The following is a 19,952-nucleotide window of genomic DNA, read 5'->3' as shown; positions in this document are numbered from 1 at the left end:
ACTTTCATGCACCCACACTGGATCAAACTCCTGGGCCTGTCGGCCCTGACCGCGGGGATTCTCGCCGCCAGCGCCGGCGCCCGTGCCGACGAAACCAGCGCCACAAGCGCCGCGCCGAACTTCAAGGCCGAGCCGTGCTGCAACCTGTGCCCGGCCGCCCACGACGCAAAGAACTACGTGACCCGCTACCAGCAGAACTTCACCACCCTGGTGCAAGCCCAGGGCGACTGGCTGTTCCGTACCCAGGAAGATTTGCGCACCGAGTTCAACACCACTCCCGAAGGCTACCGCCGCCTCAAGCAGTTGCACGAAGCCTTCAAGAGCAAGGGCGTGGAACTGGTGGTGGTCTATCAGCCGACCCGCGGCCTGGTGAACCGCAACAAGCTCAACCCGGCGGAGAAAGCCCGTTTCGACTATGACAAGGCGCTGAGCAACTACAAGGCCATGCTCGGGCGCTTCGCGCAGATGGGCTACGTGGTGCCGGACCTCTCGCCGCTAACCAACGAACAACTGCCCGATACCCTGCCGGCCCACGACTTCTACTTCCGCGGCGACCAGCACTGGACCCCTTATGGCGCCCAGCGCACGGCGAAGATCGTCGCCGACAAGGTCAAGCAGTTGCCGGCCTTTGCCGACATTCCACGGCGTGAATTCGAAACCCATAAGTCCGGGCGCATGGGCAAGACCGGCACCCTGCACAACATGGCCGGCCAGTTGTGCGGCACCAGCTACGCCATCCAGTACATGGACCAGTTCACCACCGAGCCCAAGGGCGAGGCTGGCGACGGCGACCTGTTCGGCGACTCCGGCAACCCGCAGATCACCCTCGTGGGTACCAGCCACAGTGGCAAGAACTACAACTTCGCCGGCTTCCTGGAAGAGGCCATCGGTGCCGACATCCTCAACGTCGCCTTCCCCGGCGGCGGCCTGGAAGGCTCGATGCTGCAGTACCTGGGCAGCGACGAATTCCAGAAGAGCCCGCCGAAGATCCTCATCTGGGAATTCTCGCCGCTGTACCGCCTGGACCAGGAAACCATCTACCGGCAGATGATGGCCCTGCTGGACAACGGCTGCGAGGGCAAGGACGCGCAGATGACCGGCAGCACCACCCTCAAGCCCGGCAAGAACGAATTGCTGGTCAACAGCAAGAACATGGACCTGCGCAACAGCGGTCATCAGGTCGACATCCGCTTCGCCGACACCTCGGTGAAAACCCTGCAAGCCACCCTCTGGTACATGAACGGGCGCCACGAGGACATCAAGATCGAAAAACCGGAAACGTCCGACACCGACGGGCGCTTCGCCTTCGAACTGCGCACCGACGAAGACTGGGCCTCGCAGAACCTGCTGGCGGTCGAGATCCAGGGCCCGGAAGCGGGCACTGCGGGGCAGAAGGTCGAAGCGAAAATTTGCAAACGCAACGTATTCCCGAGCGCCGAGCAACGCACCGCGCAGATCGGGCAATGAGGTTACCTATGCAAAGCAAAGACTTGAAACGCTTGTTGATACCCAGCCTGCTGGGGCTGGCCATCGTCACCGGCAGCGCCCAGGCCGCCGCTCCGCTGCGTCCGCCCCAGGGCTATTACGCCCCGGTGGACAAGTTCAAGAGCGGCGACAACAGCGAGGGCTGCGACGCCATGCCGGCGCCCTACACCGGCGCCCTGCAGTTTCGCAGCAAGTACGAAGGCTCGGACAAGGCCCGGGCGACCCTCAACGTGCAGTCCGAACAGGCCTTTCGTGACACCACCGCGGACATCACCAAGATCGAGCGCGGCACCAGCAAGCGGGTCATGCAGTTCATGCGCGACGGCCGTCCTGAACAGCTGGACTGCACCCTCGCCTGGCTCAGCGCCTGGGCCCAGGCCGACGCGCTGATGTCCAAGGACTTCAACCACACCGGCAAGTCCATGCGCAAATGGGCCCTGGGCAGCATGGCCTCGGCCTACCTGCGGCTGAAGTTCTCCGATTCCCACCCCCTGGCCACCCATCAGGAACAGGCACAGAAGATCGAAGCCTGGTTCAGCAAGATGGCCGACCAGGTGGTCAGCGACTGGGACAACCTGCCCCTGGACAAGACCAACAACCACTCCTACTGGGCCGCCTGGTCGGTGATGGCCACCGCCGTGGCCACCAACCGCCGCGACCTGTTCGACTGGGCAGTCAAGGAATACAAGGTCGGCGCCAACCAGGTCGATGCCGACGGCTTCTTGCCCAACGAACTCAAGCGCCAGCAGCGGGCCCTGGCCTACCACAACTACGCCCTACCGCCGCTGGCAATGATCGCCAGCTTCGCCCAGGTCAACGGCGTGGACCTGCGCCAGGAAAACCACGAAGCACTCAAGCGCCTGGGGGAGCGGGTGCTGGCCGGGGTCAAGGACCCGGACACCTTCGAGAAGAAGAACGGCAAGGAACAGGACATGACCGACCTCAAGGTCGACTCGAAATTCGCCTGGCTGGAACCCTACTGCAGCCTCTACACCTGCGCCCCGGATGTCTTGGAACGCAAGCACAAGATGCAGCCATTCAAGACTTTCCGCCTGGGTGGCGACCTGACCAAGGTCTACGACCCGGCCCATGCAAAGGGCTCCTGATTCGAATCGTTGGAACGTCCCCCTGTAGGAGCTGGCTTGCCAGCGAAGAGGCCCTCAAGAGCGCCTTCGCCGGCAAGCCGGCTCCTACAGGGGGCGCGCTGCACGCAGTACCGCTTCCCCGGTTTTTCACGGGGGGGTTTGGGGGGGCTCCGGCCTCTGACTATTGGTTAAACATGGAGAGATCGGGATGGTTTTCTCATCCAATGTGTTCCTGTTCCTGTTCCTGCCGATCTTTCTCGGCTTGTACTACTTGAGCGGGCAACGCTATCGCAACTTGCTGCTGCTGATCGCCAGCTATGTGTTCTATGCCTGGTGGCGCGTGGACTTCCTGGCGCTGTTCGCCGGGGTCACCCTGTGGAACTACTGGATCGGCCTGAAAGTCGGCGCCGCCGGTGTCAGGACCAAACCCGCCCAGCGCTGGCTGCTGCTGGGGGTGGCGGTGGACCTGTGCATCCTCGGCTACTTCAAGTACGCCAACTTCGGCGTCGACAGCATCAACGCCATCATGACCTCCATGGGGCTTGAGCCGTTCATCCTGACCCACGTGCTGCTGCCGATCGGCATCTCGTTCTACATCTTCGAGTCCATCAGCTACATCATCGACGTCTACCGCGGCGACACCCCGGCCACTCGCAACCTGATCGACTTCGCGGCGTTCGTGGCGATCTTCCCGCACCTGATCGCCGGCCCCGTGCTGCGCTTTCGTGACCTGGCGGACCAGTTCAACAACCGCACCCACACCCTGGACAAGTTCTCCGAAGGCTGCACCCGCTTCATGCAGGGCTTCATCAAGAAAGTGTTCATCGCCGACACCCTGGCGGTGGTCGCCGACCATTGCTTCGCCCTGCACAACCCCACCACGGGCGATGCCTGGCTCGGCGCCCTGGCCTACACCGCGCAGCTGTACTTCGACTTCTCCGGCTACAGCGACATGGCCATCGGCCTGGGCTTGATGATGGGTTTTCGCTTCATGGAAAACTTCAAGCAGCCCTACATCAGCCAGTCGATCACCGAGTTCTGGCGGCGCTGGCACATCAGCCTCTCTACCTGGCTGCGCGACTACCTGTACATCACCCTGGGCGGCAACCGCAAAGGCACCCTGATCACCTACCGCAACCTGTTTTTGACCATGCTCCTGGGCGGCCTGTGGCACGGCGCCAACTTCACCTACATCGTCTGGGGCGCCTGGCACGGCATGTGGCTGGCCATCGAAAAGGCCCTGGGCATCAACACCACGCCGCGTAGCCTGAACCCGGTGCGCTGGGCCCTGACCTTCCTCCTGGTGGTGATGGGCTGGGTGATCTTCCGTGCCGAAAACCTGCACGTGGCCGGGCGTATGTACGGCGCGATGTTCAGCTTTGGCGACTGGTCGCTGTCGGAACTCAACCGCGCCAGCCTCACCGGCCTGCAAGTGGCGACCCTGATCCTGGCCTACGCCACCCTGGCGTTCTTCGGCCTGCGTGACCTGTACCGCAACCCGGCGCCGGTCAAGGCCAAGCCCGAGGTCACTAGCGCCGCCGACGGCCCGGCCAGCGCCCAGCCCGGCCTGATCAAGGCGGTGCCCGGGGACAACCCCGGCAGCATTCACCAGCCGGGCTACATCGTCGGCACCGAGGCCCAGGTGCAGCCGGCCTACTGGACTGCCGACTGGTCGCGCTACGCCATGCGCGCCCTGGTGCTGCTGCTGTTCATTGCCTCGATTCTCAAACTCTCGGCGCAAAGCTTCTCGCCGTTCCTTTACTTCCAGTTCTGAGGGATCTGCCCATGACCCGCTCATTACGTGTGTTCTACATCGCCCTGTTCCTGCTGACCCTGCTGGTGCTGGGGTTGTGGTCGGCGCGCAGCTTCTTCGGTTTCAGTACCAACAACGATGCCACCGTGCTCAACGGGCGCTGGGCCAAGGCGGTGGAAACCCACTACGACGACCAGTTCCCGATCAAGCGCCTGGGCACCAACCTCTGGGCCGCCCTGGACTTCAAGCTGTTCAACGAAGGGCGCCCGGGGGTGGTGCTGGGCCGTGACCAGTGGCTGTACAGCGATGAAGAGTTCAACCCCGTGGTCAACGAGGAGCTCAACCTGCAGGGCAACTACGCCCTGGTGGAAGGCGTGCGCCAGACCCTCAAGGAGCACGGGGTAAAACTGGTGATGGCGATCGTTCCGGCCAAGGTGCGCCTGTACCCGGAACACATGGACGAAGTGCGCCCGGCGCGCATCCACGCCAACCTCTACCAGGACTTCCACGCCCGGGTCGCCGCCGACAAGATCCTTGCACCCGACCTGCTTGGCCCCCTGCAACAGGCCAAGCGACAGGGCCAGCAAGTGTTCCTGCGCACCGACACCCACTGGACCCCCGCCGGCGCCGAGATCGTCGCCCGGCAACTGGCCCTGACCATCGCCGCCAAGACCCCGCTCAGCGGTCAGCCACAACGCTTCGTTACCGAGACCCAAGAGACCGTGGAACACAAGGGCGACCTGCGCCGCTTCCTGCCCCTGGACCCGCTGTTCGAAAACCTGATGCCGGCCGAAGAGCCGCTGCAAAAGCGCGTGACCCGGGCCAGCGAGGAACAGCCGGCCGCCGACGACGCGCTATTCGCCGACCGCGAAGTGCCAGTGACCCTGGTGGGCACCAGCTACAGCGCCAACCCCAGCTGGAACTTCGTCGGCGCCCTGAAACAGGCCCTGCACAGCGACGTGCTGAGCTACGCCGAAGACGGCCACGGCCCGATCCTGCCGATGCTCAGCTACCTGAAAAGCGACGACTTCAAGAACAACCCGCCCCAGCTGCTGATCTGGGAATTCCCTGAACGCTATCTGCCTGTGAACAACGAAATCGGCGACGCCGACCCTCAGTGGGTCGCAGAACTCAAGCAAGCCGGTGCACGCCAACAGAACCTAGCTGTTAACGCCAAATCCGAGACGCCCGACCGGGCGCAAAACTGAAAAAGAGGTAACACTCATGACTTTCACTACTACTCCTCGTCGTCTCGCCCAAGCAATCACCCTGGCTGCCGGCATGAGCGTCCTGTCCCTGTCTGCGTTCGCCGGTGGCGATGCCGCACTGTACGGCCCCACCGCGCCCAAGGGCTCGACCTTCGTGCGCCTGTACAACGCCAGCAACAGCGAAGTCAGCGCCACGGTGGGCAGCACCAACGTCAACGACGTCGCGCCCCTGGCCAGCAGCGACTTCAGCTTCATGCCCGGCGGCGACTACACCGCCAAGGTGGGCAGCCAGAGCGTGCCGGTGAAACTGGCCGCCGATCACTATTACACCCTGGTCAACAACGCCAGCGGCCAGCCGCAGCTGATCGAAGAACCGCCGTTCAAGAACAAGCAGAAATCCCTGGTGCGGGTGCAGAACCTCAGCGACCAGGCCCTGACCCTGAAGACCGCCGACGGCAAGACCGATGTGGTCAAGGCCGTGGCCGCCAAGGGCCGCGGCGAGCGCGAAATCAACCCGGTGAAGGTCAGCTTCGCCCTGTATGACGGCGAGAAAAAGGTCAGCGACCTCAAGCCCGTGGCCCTGGAGCGCGGCGAAGCAGCGGTGCTCTACGTCACCGGCAACGGCAGCAGCCTGTCGCCGGTCTGGGTCAAGCGCCCGGTTTCCACCCGCTAATGAATTTCCGGATGCCTTGCCCGTCCCCCTGTGTAGGAGCTGGCTTGCCAGCGAAGGCGTCCTCACGGGCCCCTTCGCCGGCAAGCCGGCTCCTACAGAAGGTGGGCAGCGCATCCGGTCACGCAACAAAAACAAGAGTGAAACGACAGAACGCAGTAGCTCTAACCCATACGATGTTTGAAGGAGTAACAACATGATTCCGGTGATCTTGTCAGGTGGTAGCGGCTCACGTCTTTGGCCGCTTTCGCGCAAGCAATTCCCCAAGCAGTTCCTCGCCCTGACCGGCGAACACACTTTGTTCCAGCAGACCCTGGAGCGCCTGGTGTTCGAAGGCATGGACACCCCCATCGTGGTCTGCAACAAGGACCACCGCTTTATCGTCAACGAGCAACTGGCGGCCCGTAAGCTCGAATCCCAGCGCATCCTCATGGAGCCCTTCGGCCGCAACACCGCCCCGGCCGTGGCCCTGACCGCGATGATGCTGGTCAACGAAGGCCGCGACGAGCTGATGCTGGTACTGCCCGCCGACCACGTCCTGGACGACCAGAAAGCCCTGCAACGGGCCCTGGCCCTGGCCACCGTGGCCGCCGAGCGTGGCGAAATGGTGCTGTTCGGGGTCCCGGCAACCAAGCCGGAAACCGGCTACGGCTACATCAAGTCCACCAACGATGCGCTGCTCCCGGAGGGGGTCAGCCGGGTCTCGCACTTCGTCGAAAAGCCCGACGAAAAACGCGCCACCGAGTTTGTCCAGGCCGGCGGCTATTTCTGGAACAGCGGCATGTTCCTGTTCCGCGCCAGCCGCTTCCTCGAAGAGCTGAAGAAACACGACCCGGACATCTACGACACCTGCCTCTTGACCCTGGAGCGCAGCCAGCAGGACCCGGACACCGTGACCATCGACGAAGCCACCTTCGCCTGCTGCCCGGACAACTCCCTCGACTACGCGGTGATGGAGAAGACCCAGCGCGCCTGCGTGGTCCCCCTGAGTGCCGGCTGGAGCGATGTCGGCTGCTGGTCGTCGCTGTGGGACGTGCATGAAAAAGACGCCAACGGCAACGTCAGCAAAGGCGATGTGGTGATCCAGGACAGCAAGAACTGCATGATCCACGGCAACGGCAAGCTGGTGTCGGTGATCGGCCTTGAAAACATCGTCGTGGTGGAAACCAAGGACGCCATGATGATCGCCCACAAGGACAAGGTCCAAGGGGTGAAACAGATGGTCAACACCCTCAACGAACAGGGCCGCAGCGAGACCCAGAACCACTGCGAGGTCTACCGTCCGTGGGGCTCCTACGACTCGGTGGACATGGGCGGGCGTTTCCAGGTCAAGCACATCTCGGTCAAGCCGGGGGCCTGCCTGTCGCTACAGATGCACCACCACCGCGCCGAACACTGGATCGTGGTCAGCGGCACCGCCGAAGTCACCTGTGACGAGAACGTGTTCCTGCTCACCGAGAACCAGTCCACCTACATCCCGATTGCCTCGGTGCACCGCCTGCGCAACCCGGGCAAGATCCCGCTGGAGATCATCGAAGTGCAATCGGGTAGCTACCTGGGCGAAGACGATATCGAGCGGTTTGAAGATATCTACGGCCGCTCCACCCCGGTGGAACGTGGCGTCTCAGTGAAGACCATCGCCCAGTAACAGCGACAGGCTTCAAGCGGCAAGCTGCGAGCAAAGGCAGAGCGCCGTTATCAGCGAGTCCTTTCAACCCCCTTCCAGGCGCCTGCGTCCCCTATCCGCAGGCGGTTGGACAGGGGGATTTTTTTTGTAGCCGCTGCCGCAGGCTGCGAAAAGGGCCGAAGGACCTTCAGCGGTCTTAAGCCCCCTGCGCCCGCTGCGCGGTCGTTCGCAGCCTGCGGCAGCGGCTACAAGGAGCAGACCGGTGCATCGTTGCTACACCCATTTCAGCCCTGGTCGCGGCGCTAAAGATTGGCATGAACATCTTCAAGCGTTTCAAAGATCTCCTGCCCATCGGCCTGCAGAATACCCAGTTCGGCAAACAGCGTTTTCCAATTGCCCAGCGCCTCCAGCGTCTGGTCGATGTAGTCATCCGGTTTGAGAAACTTGTAGTCCGCGCACAAGCGTCTGATTGCCTTGCGGGACGGACGCCCCTGGCCGTCGAACGCGGTGGTGTGCTCGCCCATGCCGGTGGAGAACGTCAGGTCATACGCGGGCGCGAGAACCCATTGTCCCTCCAGGCCGCCCTGCCCCTCTTCGTAGAGAAAAGCGAAGTTCTTCGCGTGATCGTCGTAGTTGTGCGCCAGGCCGTTGAACACCATGAGCCGGGCCATTTTCTCCACTTCCTTGGCGCTCTTGGTCAGCGCAAAGGTCAGGCGCAGCAAGTCCTTGTAGTCCAAGCCTGGAACTCTGAAGTCCGCATGCAGAATCCCGGCAGCGGTCATCATGTGGACTTTCTCGTTGTGCTGGCGATCAAAGCGCCGGGAGGCAAAGAAGCGTTCGTTCCACCCCTGCTCCGAGGGCACGGTGATCAGCTCGCATTGGGCCATATCGACCCCGGCGGCGCGGGCCATGCGGGCGTAGGCATATTCAATCGCCCCCATGGACCAGGGTTCCTGCAGGGCCCTGAATTTCACGATCCAGTGCGCGTAGCCCTCTGGCAAGGGTTCAAAGGCCGAAACCACATGGGACAGGTCCGGCGAAAGGGCAACGGCTGCCTTGGGCCTGGCGCCACCTGGCGAGCCACCGGCAATCCGCAGTGCCTTCAGGACTTCAACCGTTTCCCCCACCTGGACCTGGACCGAAGCCTGGTACAGCAGTGAAAGGCTGATGGGTTCGCGCTGCATTTTTTCCGCCATGGGGTAGTACTCCAAGGCGCCCATCCCACGGTTGCCAATGTAGGCAAGCCGATCGAGTTGAGTCAGGCCATTGGCGACCCGCGCCCCATACTCCGCCGTGAAAAAACGCTTCATCAGCAGCAAGCCCCAACCATCGGGAAGGGAATCGGCAAAGGCTCCATGAATGCCCAGGAACACTTGGCTATCGGGTTGCTGCGGCTTCTCGTCGAAGGTCAGTTGCGGCGACAGATTGAAGCCCCGGCTCAACCAGTCCCTGGCGTAGGTGAAGTAGCAGCCCTGGCGATTCCAGCTCAGTACCCCCACCTGCCGCCCATGCATGAAGACGCCCAATTCCTCGATCGGCTGGTATTTCCTGGTGCCTCGTCCAGTCATCGGGTGCCCCTCTGGCGTTTTGAGTTTTGCAGCTCAAACAGCGTGTTTGGCGCAGGTGGCTTGAACAACCTGAGCAGCGGATCGAGCTCATCCAAAGCCGCCGCAATCAGCACCATCGACTCAAGGGAGATGGCCCCCTGCAGCTCGAAACGCTTGATGGTCGAGGCGGGCACCCCGGATTTTTCGGCCAGGGTTTTGCGCGACAGGTTTTTTGACAACCTGAGGGCCTGTGCGTTTTTTCCGATCTGCGCCGTGATCTCGGAAGGGGTGTACATGAAACGAGTAAGGGACATGACGCTGCGTCTGCCTCCGGCCTGTTGATTACCTCGTCAAACTATGGACAACATAGGATCCATTATAGTTAAAAAATTCCAATAACAGACCTTATATTACCCATAATAATTTTACGCCCAGAACGTTGAGGTAAAACACACCCTGGACACCCTCCATCGCCAACCCCACCTACGCTTAGGTAGGATGTCCCCTCCTTTTCCCCGAGGCTCGCGTCATGTTCATCGGCGTTCTGCTGGTCATCACCTGGCTGATCCTGCTTCTGCGCTACCCCGCCAAAGCCCTTCCCGTGTCCCTGGCCGCCGCGTTCGGCCTGGCCCTGGTGGCCTGCTGGGTGGTCTGGCTGGACAACCGCGAAGCCCAGCAACTGGCGCGCCTGGAGCTGCGCCTGACCTACGCCCCCGAACACTGCCCCGCCGACCGTCCATTGCAGGTCAAGCTCAACAACGGCAACAAGGTGCCCCTGGTGGAGTTGCGCTGGCGGGTCGCGGCCTACGCGCCGGGGGATACGGTCAACCTCGCCGACAACCAGTACAGCGCCCCGCGCTACCGTGGCCCCGGCGAGTTGCAGGCCGGCGCCAACTGGCAGGACTGCCTGCCCCTGCCGCCGCTGCGCCCCGGCTATCGCCCGCAAACCCTGGAGTTTCGCGCCGAGGGTTTACAGGGTAGTTTCTCCGACTGATTCGCCCCGCCCCTCACTCCAGCACAAGGACCGCGCCATGCCCGTAGCGTTGATCACCGGTTGTTCCAGCGGCATCGGCCGCGCCCTGGCGGACACCTTCAAGGGCGCCGGTTTCACCGTGCTCGCCACCGCCCGCAAGGCCGAGGACGTCTCTGCCCTGCAAGCGGCCGGCTTCAAGGCCGTGCAACTGGACGTCAATGACGGCCCGGCCCTGGGCGCCCTGGGCGAGGAGATCAACCAGCAGTACGGCGGCCTCGATGTGCTGATCAACAACGCCGGCTACGGCGCCATGGGCCCGTTGCTCGATGGCGGCGTGGAAGCGATGCAACGCCAGTTCGAAACCAATGTGTTCTCGGTGGTCGGGGTGACTCGGGCGATGTTCCCGGTGCTGCGCCGCAGCCGCGGCCTGGTGGTGAACATCGGCAGCGTCTCCGGGGTGCTGGTGACGCCGTTTGCCGGTGCCTACTGCGCCTCGAAAGCCGCGGTGCACGCCTTGAGCGATGCACTGCGCATGGAGTTGGCGCCGTTCGGCATCCGCGTCATGGAAGTGCAGCCCGGGGCCATTGCTTCGAGCTTCGCCAAGAACGCCGGGCATGAAGCCGAACAGCTGCTCAACGAACAATCGCCCTGGTGGCCACTGCGCGAGGGCATCCGCTCCCGGGCCAAGGCCTCCCAGGACAAGCCCACACCGGCCAGCGAATTTGCCGCCGGCCTGCTCAAGGCCGTGCAGCAGGATAAGCCGCCGCGCCTGGTGCGCCTGGGCAATGGCAGCCGCGCCTTGCCGCTGCTGGCCAATCTGCTGCCCAAGGGTCTGCTGGAGAAGGGACTGATGAAGCGTTTTGGCCTGAGCGCCAAGCTCTAACCCCCACGCATGCAAGCCAGCTCGGGTGTACCGCGTGCCTCCCGTAGAAGCCGGCTTGCCGGCGAAGAGGCCCTTGAGTCTTGCATCGCCTGGGCCAACGCCTTCGCTGGCAAGCCAGCTCCTACAACAGTCAGATAGACCGTGCAGCGCTCCGTAGGAGCCGGCTTGCCGGCGAAGAGGCCCGCGAGCCTTGCATCGCCCTTGCCGGCGCCTTCGCTGGCAAGCCAGCTCCTACAAAGGCTCGGGGTTGACGATGACGGTGCAGGTGATGCCGGCCGCCAGCAGGACGCCTTCGGGCACTTCATCGATGTGGATGCGCACCGGCACGCGCTGGGCCAGGCGCACCCAGTTGAAGGTCGGGTTGACGTCGGCAATCAGTTCGCGGCTTTCCGGGTTGTCGCGGTCGTAGATGCCCCGGGAAATGCTTTCCACATGGCCCTTGAGCACTTCGCCGCTCATCAGTTGCATGTCGGCCTTATCCCCGACGCGCACGTGGGGCAGCTTGGTTTCCTCGAAGAAGCCGTAGACCCAGAACGAGTTCATGTCGACCACTGCCATCTTCGCCTCGCCGATGCGTGCGTAGTCGCCACGGTGCACGTTGAGGTTGGTGACGTAGCCATCCACCGCCGCCCGTACCTGGGTACGTTTGAGGTTCAGCTCCGCCGCTTCCAGCTGGGCCTGGGCGTGCTGGTAGTCGGCCAGGGCCGAGTCGGCGATGTTGCCGGCGTCGTCGCGGTTTTCCTTGGAGATCACCAGGTTGTCCATGTCGGCGCGGCGCTTGGCGTTGACCTTGCGCATCTCCCAGGTGGCCTTCTTCGACGCCACCAGCGCTTGCGCCTGCTTGACCGCGATCTGGTAGTGCTCGGGGTCGATCTGCATCAGCAGATCGCCCTTGCGCACCAGCTGGTTGTCCTTGACCGGCACGTCCACCACTTCGCCGGTGACATCGGCGGCGACGTTGATGATATCCGCCCGCACCCGGCCGTCACGGGTCCAGGGGGTGTACATGTAGTGTTCCCACAGGGTGCGGCCGATCCACAGGGCCAGGGCCAGCACGAGCAGGGTGGCGAGCAGGCTGAAAAACTTTTTCATTGCGGGGGTCTCAACGGTAGACAGTGAGCGCCATGGCGCCGAACAGACAGCAGAACAGGCTCAGGCGCAGCAGCGCCGGGTGCCAGAAGAAGCGATACAGGTCATAGCCGGAAATGAACCGGTCCAGGGCCCAGGCCAGGGCCGCGGCGATGAAGAACATCAGGGTCATGGTGGGCATGTAAACGCCGTGGAAGGCGATTTCACGAGGCATGGTCAAGTCCTTGGGGTGCAGGCGCCGTTGGCTTGGCCACGGCATAGGCCGCCAGCGGCGATTGCGGGTCGAGCAATGAAGTACGGATGAAGTGCAGGTAGCTCTTGACCCGGCGCAGGGCCGAGGTGTCGAAGTGCGGGGCAAAGGGCTCGTCGGTGGCCTGGACCCGGCTGATGGCGTGGTCCACGGCGATCAGGCCGCGCTCCAGGTTGCTCTGGCTGGGCTGCAGGAACAGCCGCACCAGGGAGCGGCCCATGACCCGGATCGCCTGGCGCCAGGGCTGGGATTCGGCATAGGCCGGGTGCACCGGGAGGATCGCCTGCTCCTTGCGCAGCTCGATGATGGCGTGGCCGACTTCCAGCACCACGAACATCCAGCGCAGCAGCTCGCTCTGCACCTTGGGCTGGCCCACCGCCAGGCCATAGGCCTGGTGCAGCAGGTCGCGGGTACGGCTCTCGAAGCTCGACGCCAGGCCCTTGAGCTTGCCGCTGATGGCGTACACCACCTGGCCGCGCAGGTCCTGCTCCAGGCGCCGCCACAGCCAGCGGCTGTTGGGCGGCAGGATGATCGCCCCGGCCGCGGCGCAGACCAGCATGCCCATGACCATGGCGATGTAGTCGTTGATGAAGGTGTAGGGGTTGTAGATGGTCAGGTTGTCCGGCACCGAACCGGTGCTGAAGAAGATCAGCAAGCCCAGGCCGACCCCGGCGTACTTGGGCCTGGACGCGAGGAACGAACCGAGCACGATCACCGGCGCCAGCATCAGGCACAGCAACGGGAAGCCATCGATCCAGGGGAACACGAAGAACATTTCGACGAAGCCCACCAGCGCGCCGATAAAAGTCCCGCAGGCCATCTGGAACGCCATGCGTTTGGGGTTCGGCGTGGCCGCCGAGAGGCCGATGGTGGCGGCGGCGATCAGGGTCATGGTGGCGCCGCTGGGCCAGGCCGTGGCCACCCAGTAGCTGCCCAGCACCACCAGCACGAAGGCCGCGCGGATGCCCGAGGCGGCGCAGGCCAGCCAGTTGGTCTGCGGGGTGTAGGGCTCGTCCCAGCGCTCGCGCTCGTGGCTGTGGTCGGCCAGGGACGCGTGGGTCTGGGCGTAGCTGTGCATCTCGTCGACAAAGCGGTAGAGCAGCTCGTAGGCGGTGTGGAAATCCAGCTGCTCGGCGTCGCTCGGGCCGCTCTCCTGGAAGGCCGTGCGCAGGCTGCGCACCCGCGCCGGCAGCTCGGCCTTGTAGGCCGCCAGGGCCGTGGCCAGGCGCGCCGCATCGGGACTGGTCAGGGCACGGCCGGAGAAGCCGTCCAGCAGTTCCGCCAGGTCCTGCAGGCCGGGCTTGATCGCCGCCACCACGTGATCGGCGCCGCTGCTGCGCAGGCGTTCGAGCAACTGGTGCAGGGCGTTGAAGCGCGTGGTGATGCCCATGAACTCGCTGTTCAGGCGGCTCAGGCGGCCATTGCGCCGACGCATGTGCGGGTCTTCGAACACGGTGACGCTGCGCAGCCCTTCCAGGCCCACGGCCTCGGCGATGAAGCGCACGTTGCTACTTTCGAAGCTGTCGCGCTGGCTGCGCCCGCGCAGGCCGTCGGTAACGAACAGGGCGAACACCCCGAAGCGCTGGTACAGGGCGTTGCGCATGGCAGCGCTGGCGGTCTGTGGCAGGATCGCGGCGCTGACCAGGGTCGAGCAGAGAATCCCCAGGGAGATCTCCAGTACCCGCCACACCGCCGCCATGAAGGCCCCTTCCGGATGGGCCAGGGCCGGCAGGCCGACCATGGCCGCGGTGTAGCCGGCGAGGACGAAACCATAGGCGCGAAAGTTGCGGTAGCGCGCCGCGCCGGCCGAGCAGATGCCGACCCAGATCGCCAGCGAGCCGAGGAACAGCTCGGTGTTCTGGGCGAACAGGGCGATCAGCGCCACCATCACCGCCGAGCCCGCCAGGGTACCGAGAAAGCGGTAGAAGCTCTTGGCGAACACCTGGCCGCTCTGCGGCTGCATGACGATGAATACGGTGATCATCGCCGTGCGCGGTTGCGGCAACTCCAGGCGCATGGCCAGCCACAGGGTGAGGAACGCGGCGGCCAGGACCTTGAAGATATAGACCCAGGTCACGCCGTCGCTGCGCGCCCAGTCGAAGAAACCCCGGCGCCATTCAAGGGAGTACAGCCAGCGCAAAGGTGCGGGCAAGGAAGTCATGGGTGCCTGCTTCAATGGTCGAACACGGCCAGGGCCGCGGGGGTCTTGGGTGCCTCAAGGCGGTCTTGCGCGGGAACGTCGCGGCCGGCTTCAAGCCCGCCGCCCAGGGCCGTGACCAGGTCCGCCTGGACCGTCAGGCGTGCGGCCTGCACCTGCTGCTGCACCTGTTGCTGATGGAACAGCAGGCTCTGGGCGTTGAGCACATTCAGGTAGTCGGTCAGGCCGCGCTGGAAGGCCACGGTGGCGATGTCGTAGGTCTTCTGCGCGGCGGCCACCGACTCGGCGGCGAAGGCTTGCTGCTTGTCCATGGACTCGCGGCGGATCAACTGGTCGGAGATGCTTTTCAGTGCATCCACCAGGGCCTGGTTGTACCTGGCCACGGCCAGGTCGTAGCCGGCCGCGGCTTCACCCAGTTCCGAGCGCAGGCGCCCGCCGTCGAAGATCGGCAGGCTGATGGCCGGGCCGACGTTGTAGTTGAGCTTCTTGCCGGTGAGGAACTCCAGGGCCCCACCGCCGGTGGCCATGAAGCCGATGCTGCCCACCAGGTCGACGTTGGGGTAGAAGCCGGCGTGAGCCACATCGATACCGCGAGCCTGGGCCGCCACTTGCCAGCGGCTGGCGACCACGTCCGGGCGCTGCCCCAGCAGTTCGGCGGGCAGGGCAGAGGGCAGTTTCAGCGCAGCGCCCAGGGACAGGCTTGGCCGCTGCAACTGCGCGCCCTCCCCCGGGCCCTTGCCGGCCAGGGCCGCCAATTGGTTGCGGGTCAGGGCGATTTCTTCGTCCAGGGCGTCCAGCTGGCGATGGGTTTCCGGCAGCGGCGCCTCGGCCTGGCTGACTTCGAAATGGGTGCCGAGGCCGCCGTCCAGGCGCCGTTGCGCCAGTTCGAGGATCTGTTGCTGCTGCTTGAGGGTGGCCAGGGCGATATCGCGCTGGGCGAAGTGCAGGGACAGCTGGATATAGCTGCGCACCACATTGTTCACCAGTTCCAGCTGGGCCTGACGGGCTTCGGCCACGCTCATGTGGGCCAGGTCCACGGCACGCTCGGTGCTGTTGCTTTCCCGGCCCCAGAGGTCCAGGGCATAACTCAAGCCCAGGGCGGCGTTATTGTCCCAGGTGGTGCTGTTGGACAGGGCGCCGGGGCCGTAGAACTGATCGGTGGGCCAGTTGTGGCGCTTGAGGGTGGCGTCACCCTTGATCTGCAGCGACTCGGCCGACTCGGCGATGCCGGCCAGGGCCTTGGCCTGGCGGACCCGGGCGGCGGCCATGGCCAGGCTCGGGCTGCCTTGCACCGCAAGGCTGATCCAGCGGTCCAGTTGCGGGTCGCCATAGGCCTGCCACCACTGGGCGCTGGGCCAGTGGGCGTCCTGCGCGGCGCTCTTTATCGCCTCATCCGTGGCCAATGTATTAGCGGGAAGTGTCTTGCCCTGTGGGGCAATGCCTCCGGTTCCGATGCAGCCGCTGATTGCTAACGATAAAGCCCAAACACTGAGGGTCTTGAACCCTCTGCTGATGCGACGCGGCACTGCTGCGAATTCCTGAAGATCGGGGGGGAGTATTTCTCTCGTAGGAGCTGGCTTGCCGGCGCAGCGATACGCCTGCTACACCGCGTTGCGCGGATCGACGACCTGCCGGCTCCTAGGGATCGGCGCAATTCTAGGGGGCGGCCGTTGCGGCGATAAGCTGGGATTCCTGTGAATCTTTGTTACCGTAAACGCGATAATCCCTTGGTCGTATCCCTGTACGCCTGTAAAAACAGAAACTTCGTGTCACAATTTGCCATCTCCCCTGAGAGCACCCCATGGACACCTTGCAAAACATGCGCGCCTTCAGTTGCGTGGCCGAAGCCGGTAGTTTCACGGCCGCCGCGGTGCAGCTGGACACCACCACCGCCAACGTCTCGCGCGCCGTCTCCAATCTTGAGGCGCACCTGCAAACCCGCCTGCTCAACCGCACGACTCGCCGCATCGCCCTGACCGAGGCCGGCAAGCGCTACCTGCTGCGCTGCGAGCAGATCCTGGCCTATGTCGAAGAAGCCGAGGCCGAGGCCAGCGACGCCCACGCCCGCCCCGCCGGGCAGTTGAAAGTGCACACCATGACCGGCATCGGCCAGCACTTCGTGATCGACGCCATTGCCCGCTACCGCAAGACCCACCCGGACGTGACCTTCGACCTGACCATGGCCAACCGTGTGCCGGACCTCCTGGACGAGGGCTACGACGTGTCCATCGTCCTGGCCCGGGAGCTGCCGGATTCGGGGTTCGTCTCCCAGCGCCTGGGGATGACCTACAGCATCGTCTGCGCCTCGCCGGCCTATGTGAAAGCCAACGGCTGCCCGCAAAAGCCCAGCGATCTGCTGAACCATGCCTGCCTGCGCCTGGTGAGCCCGGTGATTCCCCTGGAGAAGTGGACCTTCGACGGCCCGGAAGGCCAGGAAATGGTCACCATCAACAGCTCGCCGTTCCTGGTGAACTCCGCCGATGCCATGAAGACTGCGATCATCAGCGGCATGGGGGTCGGGGTGTTGCCGGTATACGCAGCTATAGAGGGTTTGCGCACCGGCACCCTGGTGCGGGTGATGCCCAAGTACCGCTCCCAGGAGCTGAACCTGTACGCCATCTACCCGTCGCGCCAGTACCTGGACGCCAAGATCAAGACCTGGGTCGAATACCTGCGCGGCTCTCTGCCGGAGATCCTCACCGCGCACCAGACTGAACTGGCGGCCTATGAACTGAGCGGCAGCCTGACCGGCGCACGCCTGGCCACCTGACCACGGGGCTCCCCGCCCAGACCACCGAGCCACCTGTAGGAGCCGGCTTGCCGGCGAAGAAGCTCGCACATCCTGCGCAAGCCTGGATGCCGCCTTCGCTGGCAAGCCAGCTCCTACACGATGTACGCCCCTCCCCCAAACGCCGGCCCATCCCCCGTAGGAGCCGGCTTGCCGGCGAAGAAGCCCGCACGTCCTGTGCAAACCTGGATGCCGCCTTCGCTGGCAAGCCAGCTCCTACACACGCAGGCTCGTGGCGGGGTGCTTTGGTGGCGGCGGCAAAAATGTTAGCTTGCTTGGCATTCTCCCCGCCTGACGAGCCTTCGCGCGATGAAAAAGACTGTACTTGCCTTCAGCCGCATCACCCCCGAGATGACCGAACGCCTGCAACAGGATTTCGAGGTCATAGTGCCCAACCCCAAGCACGGGGACGTCGCCGCGCAATTCAATGAAGCCCTGCCCCAGGCCCACGGCCTGATCGGTGTCGGCCGCAAGCTGGGCCGTGCGCAGCTGGAAAACGCCGCGCGCCTGGAAGTGGTATCGAGCATCTCGGTGGGCTACGACAACTATGACCTGGCCTACTTCAACGAGCGCGGGCTGATGCTCACCAACACCCCGGATGTGCTCACCGAAAGCACCGCCGACCTGGCCTTCGCCCTGCTCATGAGCAGCGCCCGCCGAGTGGCCGAGCTGGATGCCTGGACCAAGGCCGGGCAATGGCAGGCCAGCGTCGGCCCGGCGCTGTTCGGCTGCGATGTGCACGGCAAGACCCTGGGCATCGTCGGCATGGGCAACATTGGCGCGGCCATCGCCCGCCGTGGGCGCCTGGGCTTCGGCATGCCGATCCTCTACAGCGGCAACAGCCGCAAGGCGGCCCTGGAGCAGGAACTGGGGGCGCAGTTTCGCAGCCTGGAGCAACTGCTGGCGGAGGCGGATTTCGTCTGCCTGGTGGTGCCGTTGAGCGAAAAGACCAAGCACCTGATCAGCCACCGCGAACTGGCATTGATGAAGCCCAGTGCAATCCTGGTGAACATTTCCCGCGGGCCGGTGGTGGATGAACCGGCGCTGATCGAAGCCTTGCAGAAGGGCCAGATCCGTGGCGCCGGCCTGGATGTGTACGAGAAGGAACCGCTGGCGGAGTCGCCGCTGTTCCAGCTGAACAACGCAGTGACCTTGCCGCACATTGGCTCGGCCACCCATGAAACCCGCGACGCCATGGCCGCGCGCGCCATGAGCAACCTGCGCAGTGCCCTGCTGGGGGAGCGGCCGCAGGACCTGGTCAACCCGCAGGTGTGGAAGGGCTGATCGACTCACCTTGACGGCCTCTTCACTGGCAACACCTCCCCCGTAGGAGCCGGCTTGCCGGCGATGGGGCCCGCGAGTTCTGCGCAAACCTTGAAACCGCTTTCGCTGGCAAGCCAGCTCCTACAACCAGTGCCACCGCCACCACCGCCCCGTAGGAGCCGGCTTGCCGGCGAAGGGGCCCGCGAGTTCTGCGCAAACCTGGAAACCGACTTCGCTGGCAAGCCAGCTTCTATACAAGCCGGCGCCTGGTCAGGCGGTAGCTGCTTTGGCTGCCACCAACGGCTTGGGTTTACGGAACACCAGTACGTTGCCCAGCATCACCAGCACCAGCCCGGCCAGGGCCGGGGCGGTCCATTGGTAGCCTTCGACAAAGGCCGAGACGTTCAACGCCACTACCGGGAACAGCACGGTGCAGTAAGCCGCGCGCTCCGGGCCCATGCGCCCCACCAGGGTCAGGTAGGCGGTAAAACCGATGACCGAGCCCGGAATCACCAGGTACAGCAGTGAGCCGATGTAGCGGGTGCTCCATTCCACATCGAAGGCGATGCCCTGGAACAGGCAATACACCGCCAGCATCGTCGCGCCGTAGGCCATGCCCCAGGCATTGGTGGTCAATGGCTTGAGCCCGGCTTTTTGCTGCAGGCTGGACAGCATGTTGCCCGCCGAGAAGCACAAGGTGCCCAGCAGGGCCAAGCCCAGGCCCAGCAGGGTTTGCGGGCTGGCACTGTGGCCCACCAGCTCCGGCCAGAACAGCAGCCCCAGCCCCAGCAGCCCCAGGCCGCCGCCCAGCAGCACGTTGCGAGCGATCTTCTGGCCGAAGAACACTCGCGCATTCAGGGCGTTCCACAGGGTCGCAGTGGAAAACACCACCGCTACCAGGCCACTGGGAATCCACTGGCTGGCGTGCAAAAAGCACATGAAGTTGATGCAGAACAGGCACAACCCCTGGGCCAGGCAGATCAGGTGACCACGACGGTTCATCGGCTGCAGCTTGCGGCTGAGCAGCAACAGGACGAACAGCACCAGGGCCGCCAGGGCGAAGCGATAGACGATGGACACCGGAATCGCCACCACCCCCAGTTGCAGTTTCAGGGCGATCCAGGTGGTGCCCCAGATCAGCACGGTCAACAGGTACAGCGATAGGTTCATGGC

Annotated in this window: 17 protein-coding genes; 10 read left to right on the top strand and 7 right to left on the bottom strand. The window is 64.2% G+C overall.

The genetic code is table 11. The annotated features are described in order from the left end of the window. Nucleotides 1–6: 6 nt before the first annotated feature. The 6 genes from ABCR88_RS05310 to ABCR88_RS05285 all read left to right on the top strand — a co-directional run bounded on the left by ABCR88_RS05310 (nucleotide 7) and on the right by ABCR88_RS05285 (nucleotide 7,849). Nucleotides 7–1,467, top strand: coding sequence for an alginate O-acetyltransferase (locus tag ABCR88_RS05310; protein WP_011059371.1), 1,461 nt, complete (start codon nucleotides 7–9; stop codon nucleotides 1,465–1,467). Between the two features lie 8 nt (nucleotides 1,468–1,475). Then, entirely contained in the window at nucleotides 1,476–2,591 is a 1,116-nt protein-coding gene (locus ABCR88_RS05305) for a mannuronate-specific alginate lyase (protein WP_041116066.1), read from the top strand. 187 nt (nucleotides 2,592–2,778) lie between these two features. Beyond that, on the top strand, nucleotides 2,779–4,344 hold the full coding sequence (locus ABCR88_RS05300; protein ID WP_232642949.1) for an MBOAT family protein: 1,566 nt from the start codon (nucleotides 2,779–2,781) through the stop codon (nucleotides 4,342–4,344). A gap of 11 nt (nucleotides 4,345–4,355) precedes the next feature. After that, entirely contained in the window at nucleotides 4,356–5,531 is a 1,176-nt protein-coding gene (locus tag ABCR88_RS05295) for an alginate O-acetyltransferase (protein WP_350404207.1), read from the top strand. A 16-nt stretch (nucleotides 5,532–5,547) separates the two neighbouring features. Beyond that, nucleotides 5,548–6,204, top strand: a complete 657-nt coding sequence (locus ABCR88_RS05290) for an alginate O-acetyltransferase AlgF (RefSeq protein ID WP_041116061.1) — start codon at nucleotides 5,548–5,550, stop codon at nucleotides 6,202–6,204. Between the two features lie 193 nt (nucleotides 6,205–6,397). After that, nucleotides 6,398–7,849 (top strand): mannose-1-phosphate guanylyltransferase/mannose-6-phosphate isomerase, encoded by a 1,452-nt coding sequence (locus tag ABCR88_RS05285; RefSeq protein WP_011059366.1) that lies wholly within the window; start codon nucleotides 6,398–6,400, stop codon nucleotides 7,847–7,849. Nucleotides 7,850–8,130: 281 nt separating this feature from the next. On the opposite strand, the gene ABCR88_RS05280 is transcribed toward ABCR88_RS05285, so the two are convergent. Both ABCR88_RS05280 and ABCR88_RS05275 read right to left on the bottom strand, forming a co-directional pair. Next, on the bottom strand, nucleotides 8,131–9,396 hold the full coding sequence (locus ABCR88_RS05280) for a type II toxin-antitoxin system HipA family toxin (protein ID WP_350404206.1): 1,266 nt from the start codon (nucleotides 9,394–9,396) through the stop codon (nucleotides 8,131–8,133). After that, nucleotides 9,393–9,689: a helix-turn-helix transcriptional regulator gene (locus ABCR88_RS05275; RefSeq protein ID WP_041116056.1), complete on the bottom strand. Its 297-nt coding sequence runs from the start codon at nucleotides 9,687–9,689 to the stop codon at nucleotides 9,393–9,395. Before ABCR88_RS05275 ends, ABCR88_RS05280 begins: the two co-directional genes overlap by 4 nt. 215 nt (nucleotides 9,690–9,904) lie before the next feature. Between ABCR88_RS05275 and ABCR88_RS05270 the strand changes: the two genes are divergently transcribed. Further along, nucleotides 9,905–10,369, top strand: a complete 465-nt coding sequence (locus ABCR88_RS05270) for a multidrug transporter (protein WP_350404204.1) — start codon at nucleotides 9,905–9,907, stop codon at nucleotides 10,367–10,369. A gap of 37 nt (nucleotides 10,370–10,406) precedes the next feature. Further along, nucleotides 10,407–11,231 carry an SDR family oxidoreductase gene (locus ABCR88_RS05265; protein ID WP_232642954.1) on the top strand — a complete coding sequence of 275 codons (825 nt, stop codon included), beginning with the start codon at nucleotides 10,407–10,409 and terminating at the stop codon, nucleotides 11,229–11,231. A gap of 231 nt (nucleotides 11,232–11,462) precedes the next feature. Here ABCR88_RS05265 and ABCR88_RS05260 read toward each other — a convergent pair whose 3' ends face one another. The 4 genes from ABCR88_RS05260 to ABCR88_RS05245 are packed head-to-tail and all read right to left on the bottom strand — an operon-like array spanning nucleotide 11,463 to nucleotide 16,254. Beyond that, complete coding sequence (locus tag ABCR88_RS05260; protein WP_350404202.1) at nucleotides 11,463–12,323, bottom strand: HlyD family secretion protein; 861 nt, start codon at nucleotides 12,321–12,323, stop codon at nucleotides 11,463–11,465. 10 nt (nucleotides 12,324–12,333) lie between these two features. Next, nucleotides 12,334–12,534, bottom strand: a complete 201-nt coding sequence (locus tag ABCR88_RS05255; RefSeq protein ID WP_007930063.1) for a DUF1656 domain-containing protein — start codon at nucleotides 12,532–12,534, stop codon at nucleotides 12,334–12,336. Beyond that, nucleotides 12,524–14,731, bottom strand: coding sequence for an FUSC family protein (locus ABCR88_RS05250; RefSeq protein WP_019094736.1), 2,208 nt, complete (start codon nucleotides 14,729–14,731; stop codon nucleotides 12,524–12,526). The genes ABCR88_RS05255 and ABCR88_RS05250 overlap by 11 nt, the downstream gene beginning before the upstream one ends. A gap of 11 nt (nucleotides 14,732–14,742) precedes the next feature. Further along, nucleotides 14,743–16,254: an efflux transporter outer membrane subunit gene (locus ABCR88_RS05245; RefSeq protein WP_350404201.1), complete on the bottom strand. Its 1,512-nt coding sequence runs from the start codon at nucleotides 16,252–16,254 to the stop codon at nucleotides 14,743–14,745. 275 nt (nucleotides 16,255–16,529) lie between these two features. On the opposite strand from ABCR88_RS05245, the gene ABCR88_RS05240 reads away from it, so the two are divergent. After that, entirely contained in the window at nucleotides 16,530–17,498 is a 969-nt protein-coding gene (locus ABCR88_RS05240; protein WP_011059356.1) for a LysR family transcriptional regulator, read from the top strand. 327 nt (nucleotides 17,499–17,825) lie between these two features. Then, nucleotides 17,826–18,800 (top strand): D-glycerate dehydrogenase, encoded by a 975-nt coding sequence (locus tag ABCR88_RS05235; RefSeq protein WP_232642957.1) that lies wholly within the window; start codon nucleotides 17,826–17,828, stop codon nucleotides 18,798–18,800. 249 nt (nucleotides 18,801–19,049) lie between these two features. Here the strand turns inward: ABCR88_RS05235 and ABCR88_RS05230 are convergent, their stop codons facing one another. After that, the gene (locus ABCR88_RS05230; RefSeq protein WP_041116045.1) at nucleotides 19,050–19,949 is read right to left on the bottom strand and encodes a DMT family transporter; all 900 of its coding nucleotides are present in this window, start codon (nucleotides 19,947–19,949) and stop codon (nucleotides 19,050–19,052) included. Between the last annotated feature and the right edge of the window lie 3 nt (nucleotides 19,950–19,952).

It is taken from the genome of Pseudomonas sp. W17, from assembly GCF_040268305.1.
GTDB lineage: Bacteria > Pseudomonadota > Gammaproteobacteria > Pseudomonadales > Pseudomonadaceae > Aquipseudomonas > Aquipseudomonas protegens.
This window is presented reverse-complemented; position numbering and strand designations above follow the sequence as displayed.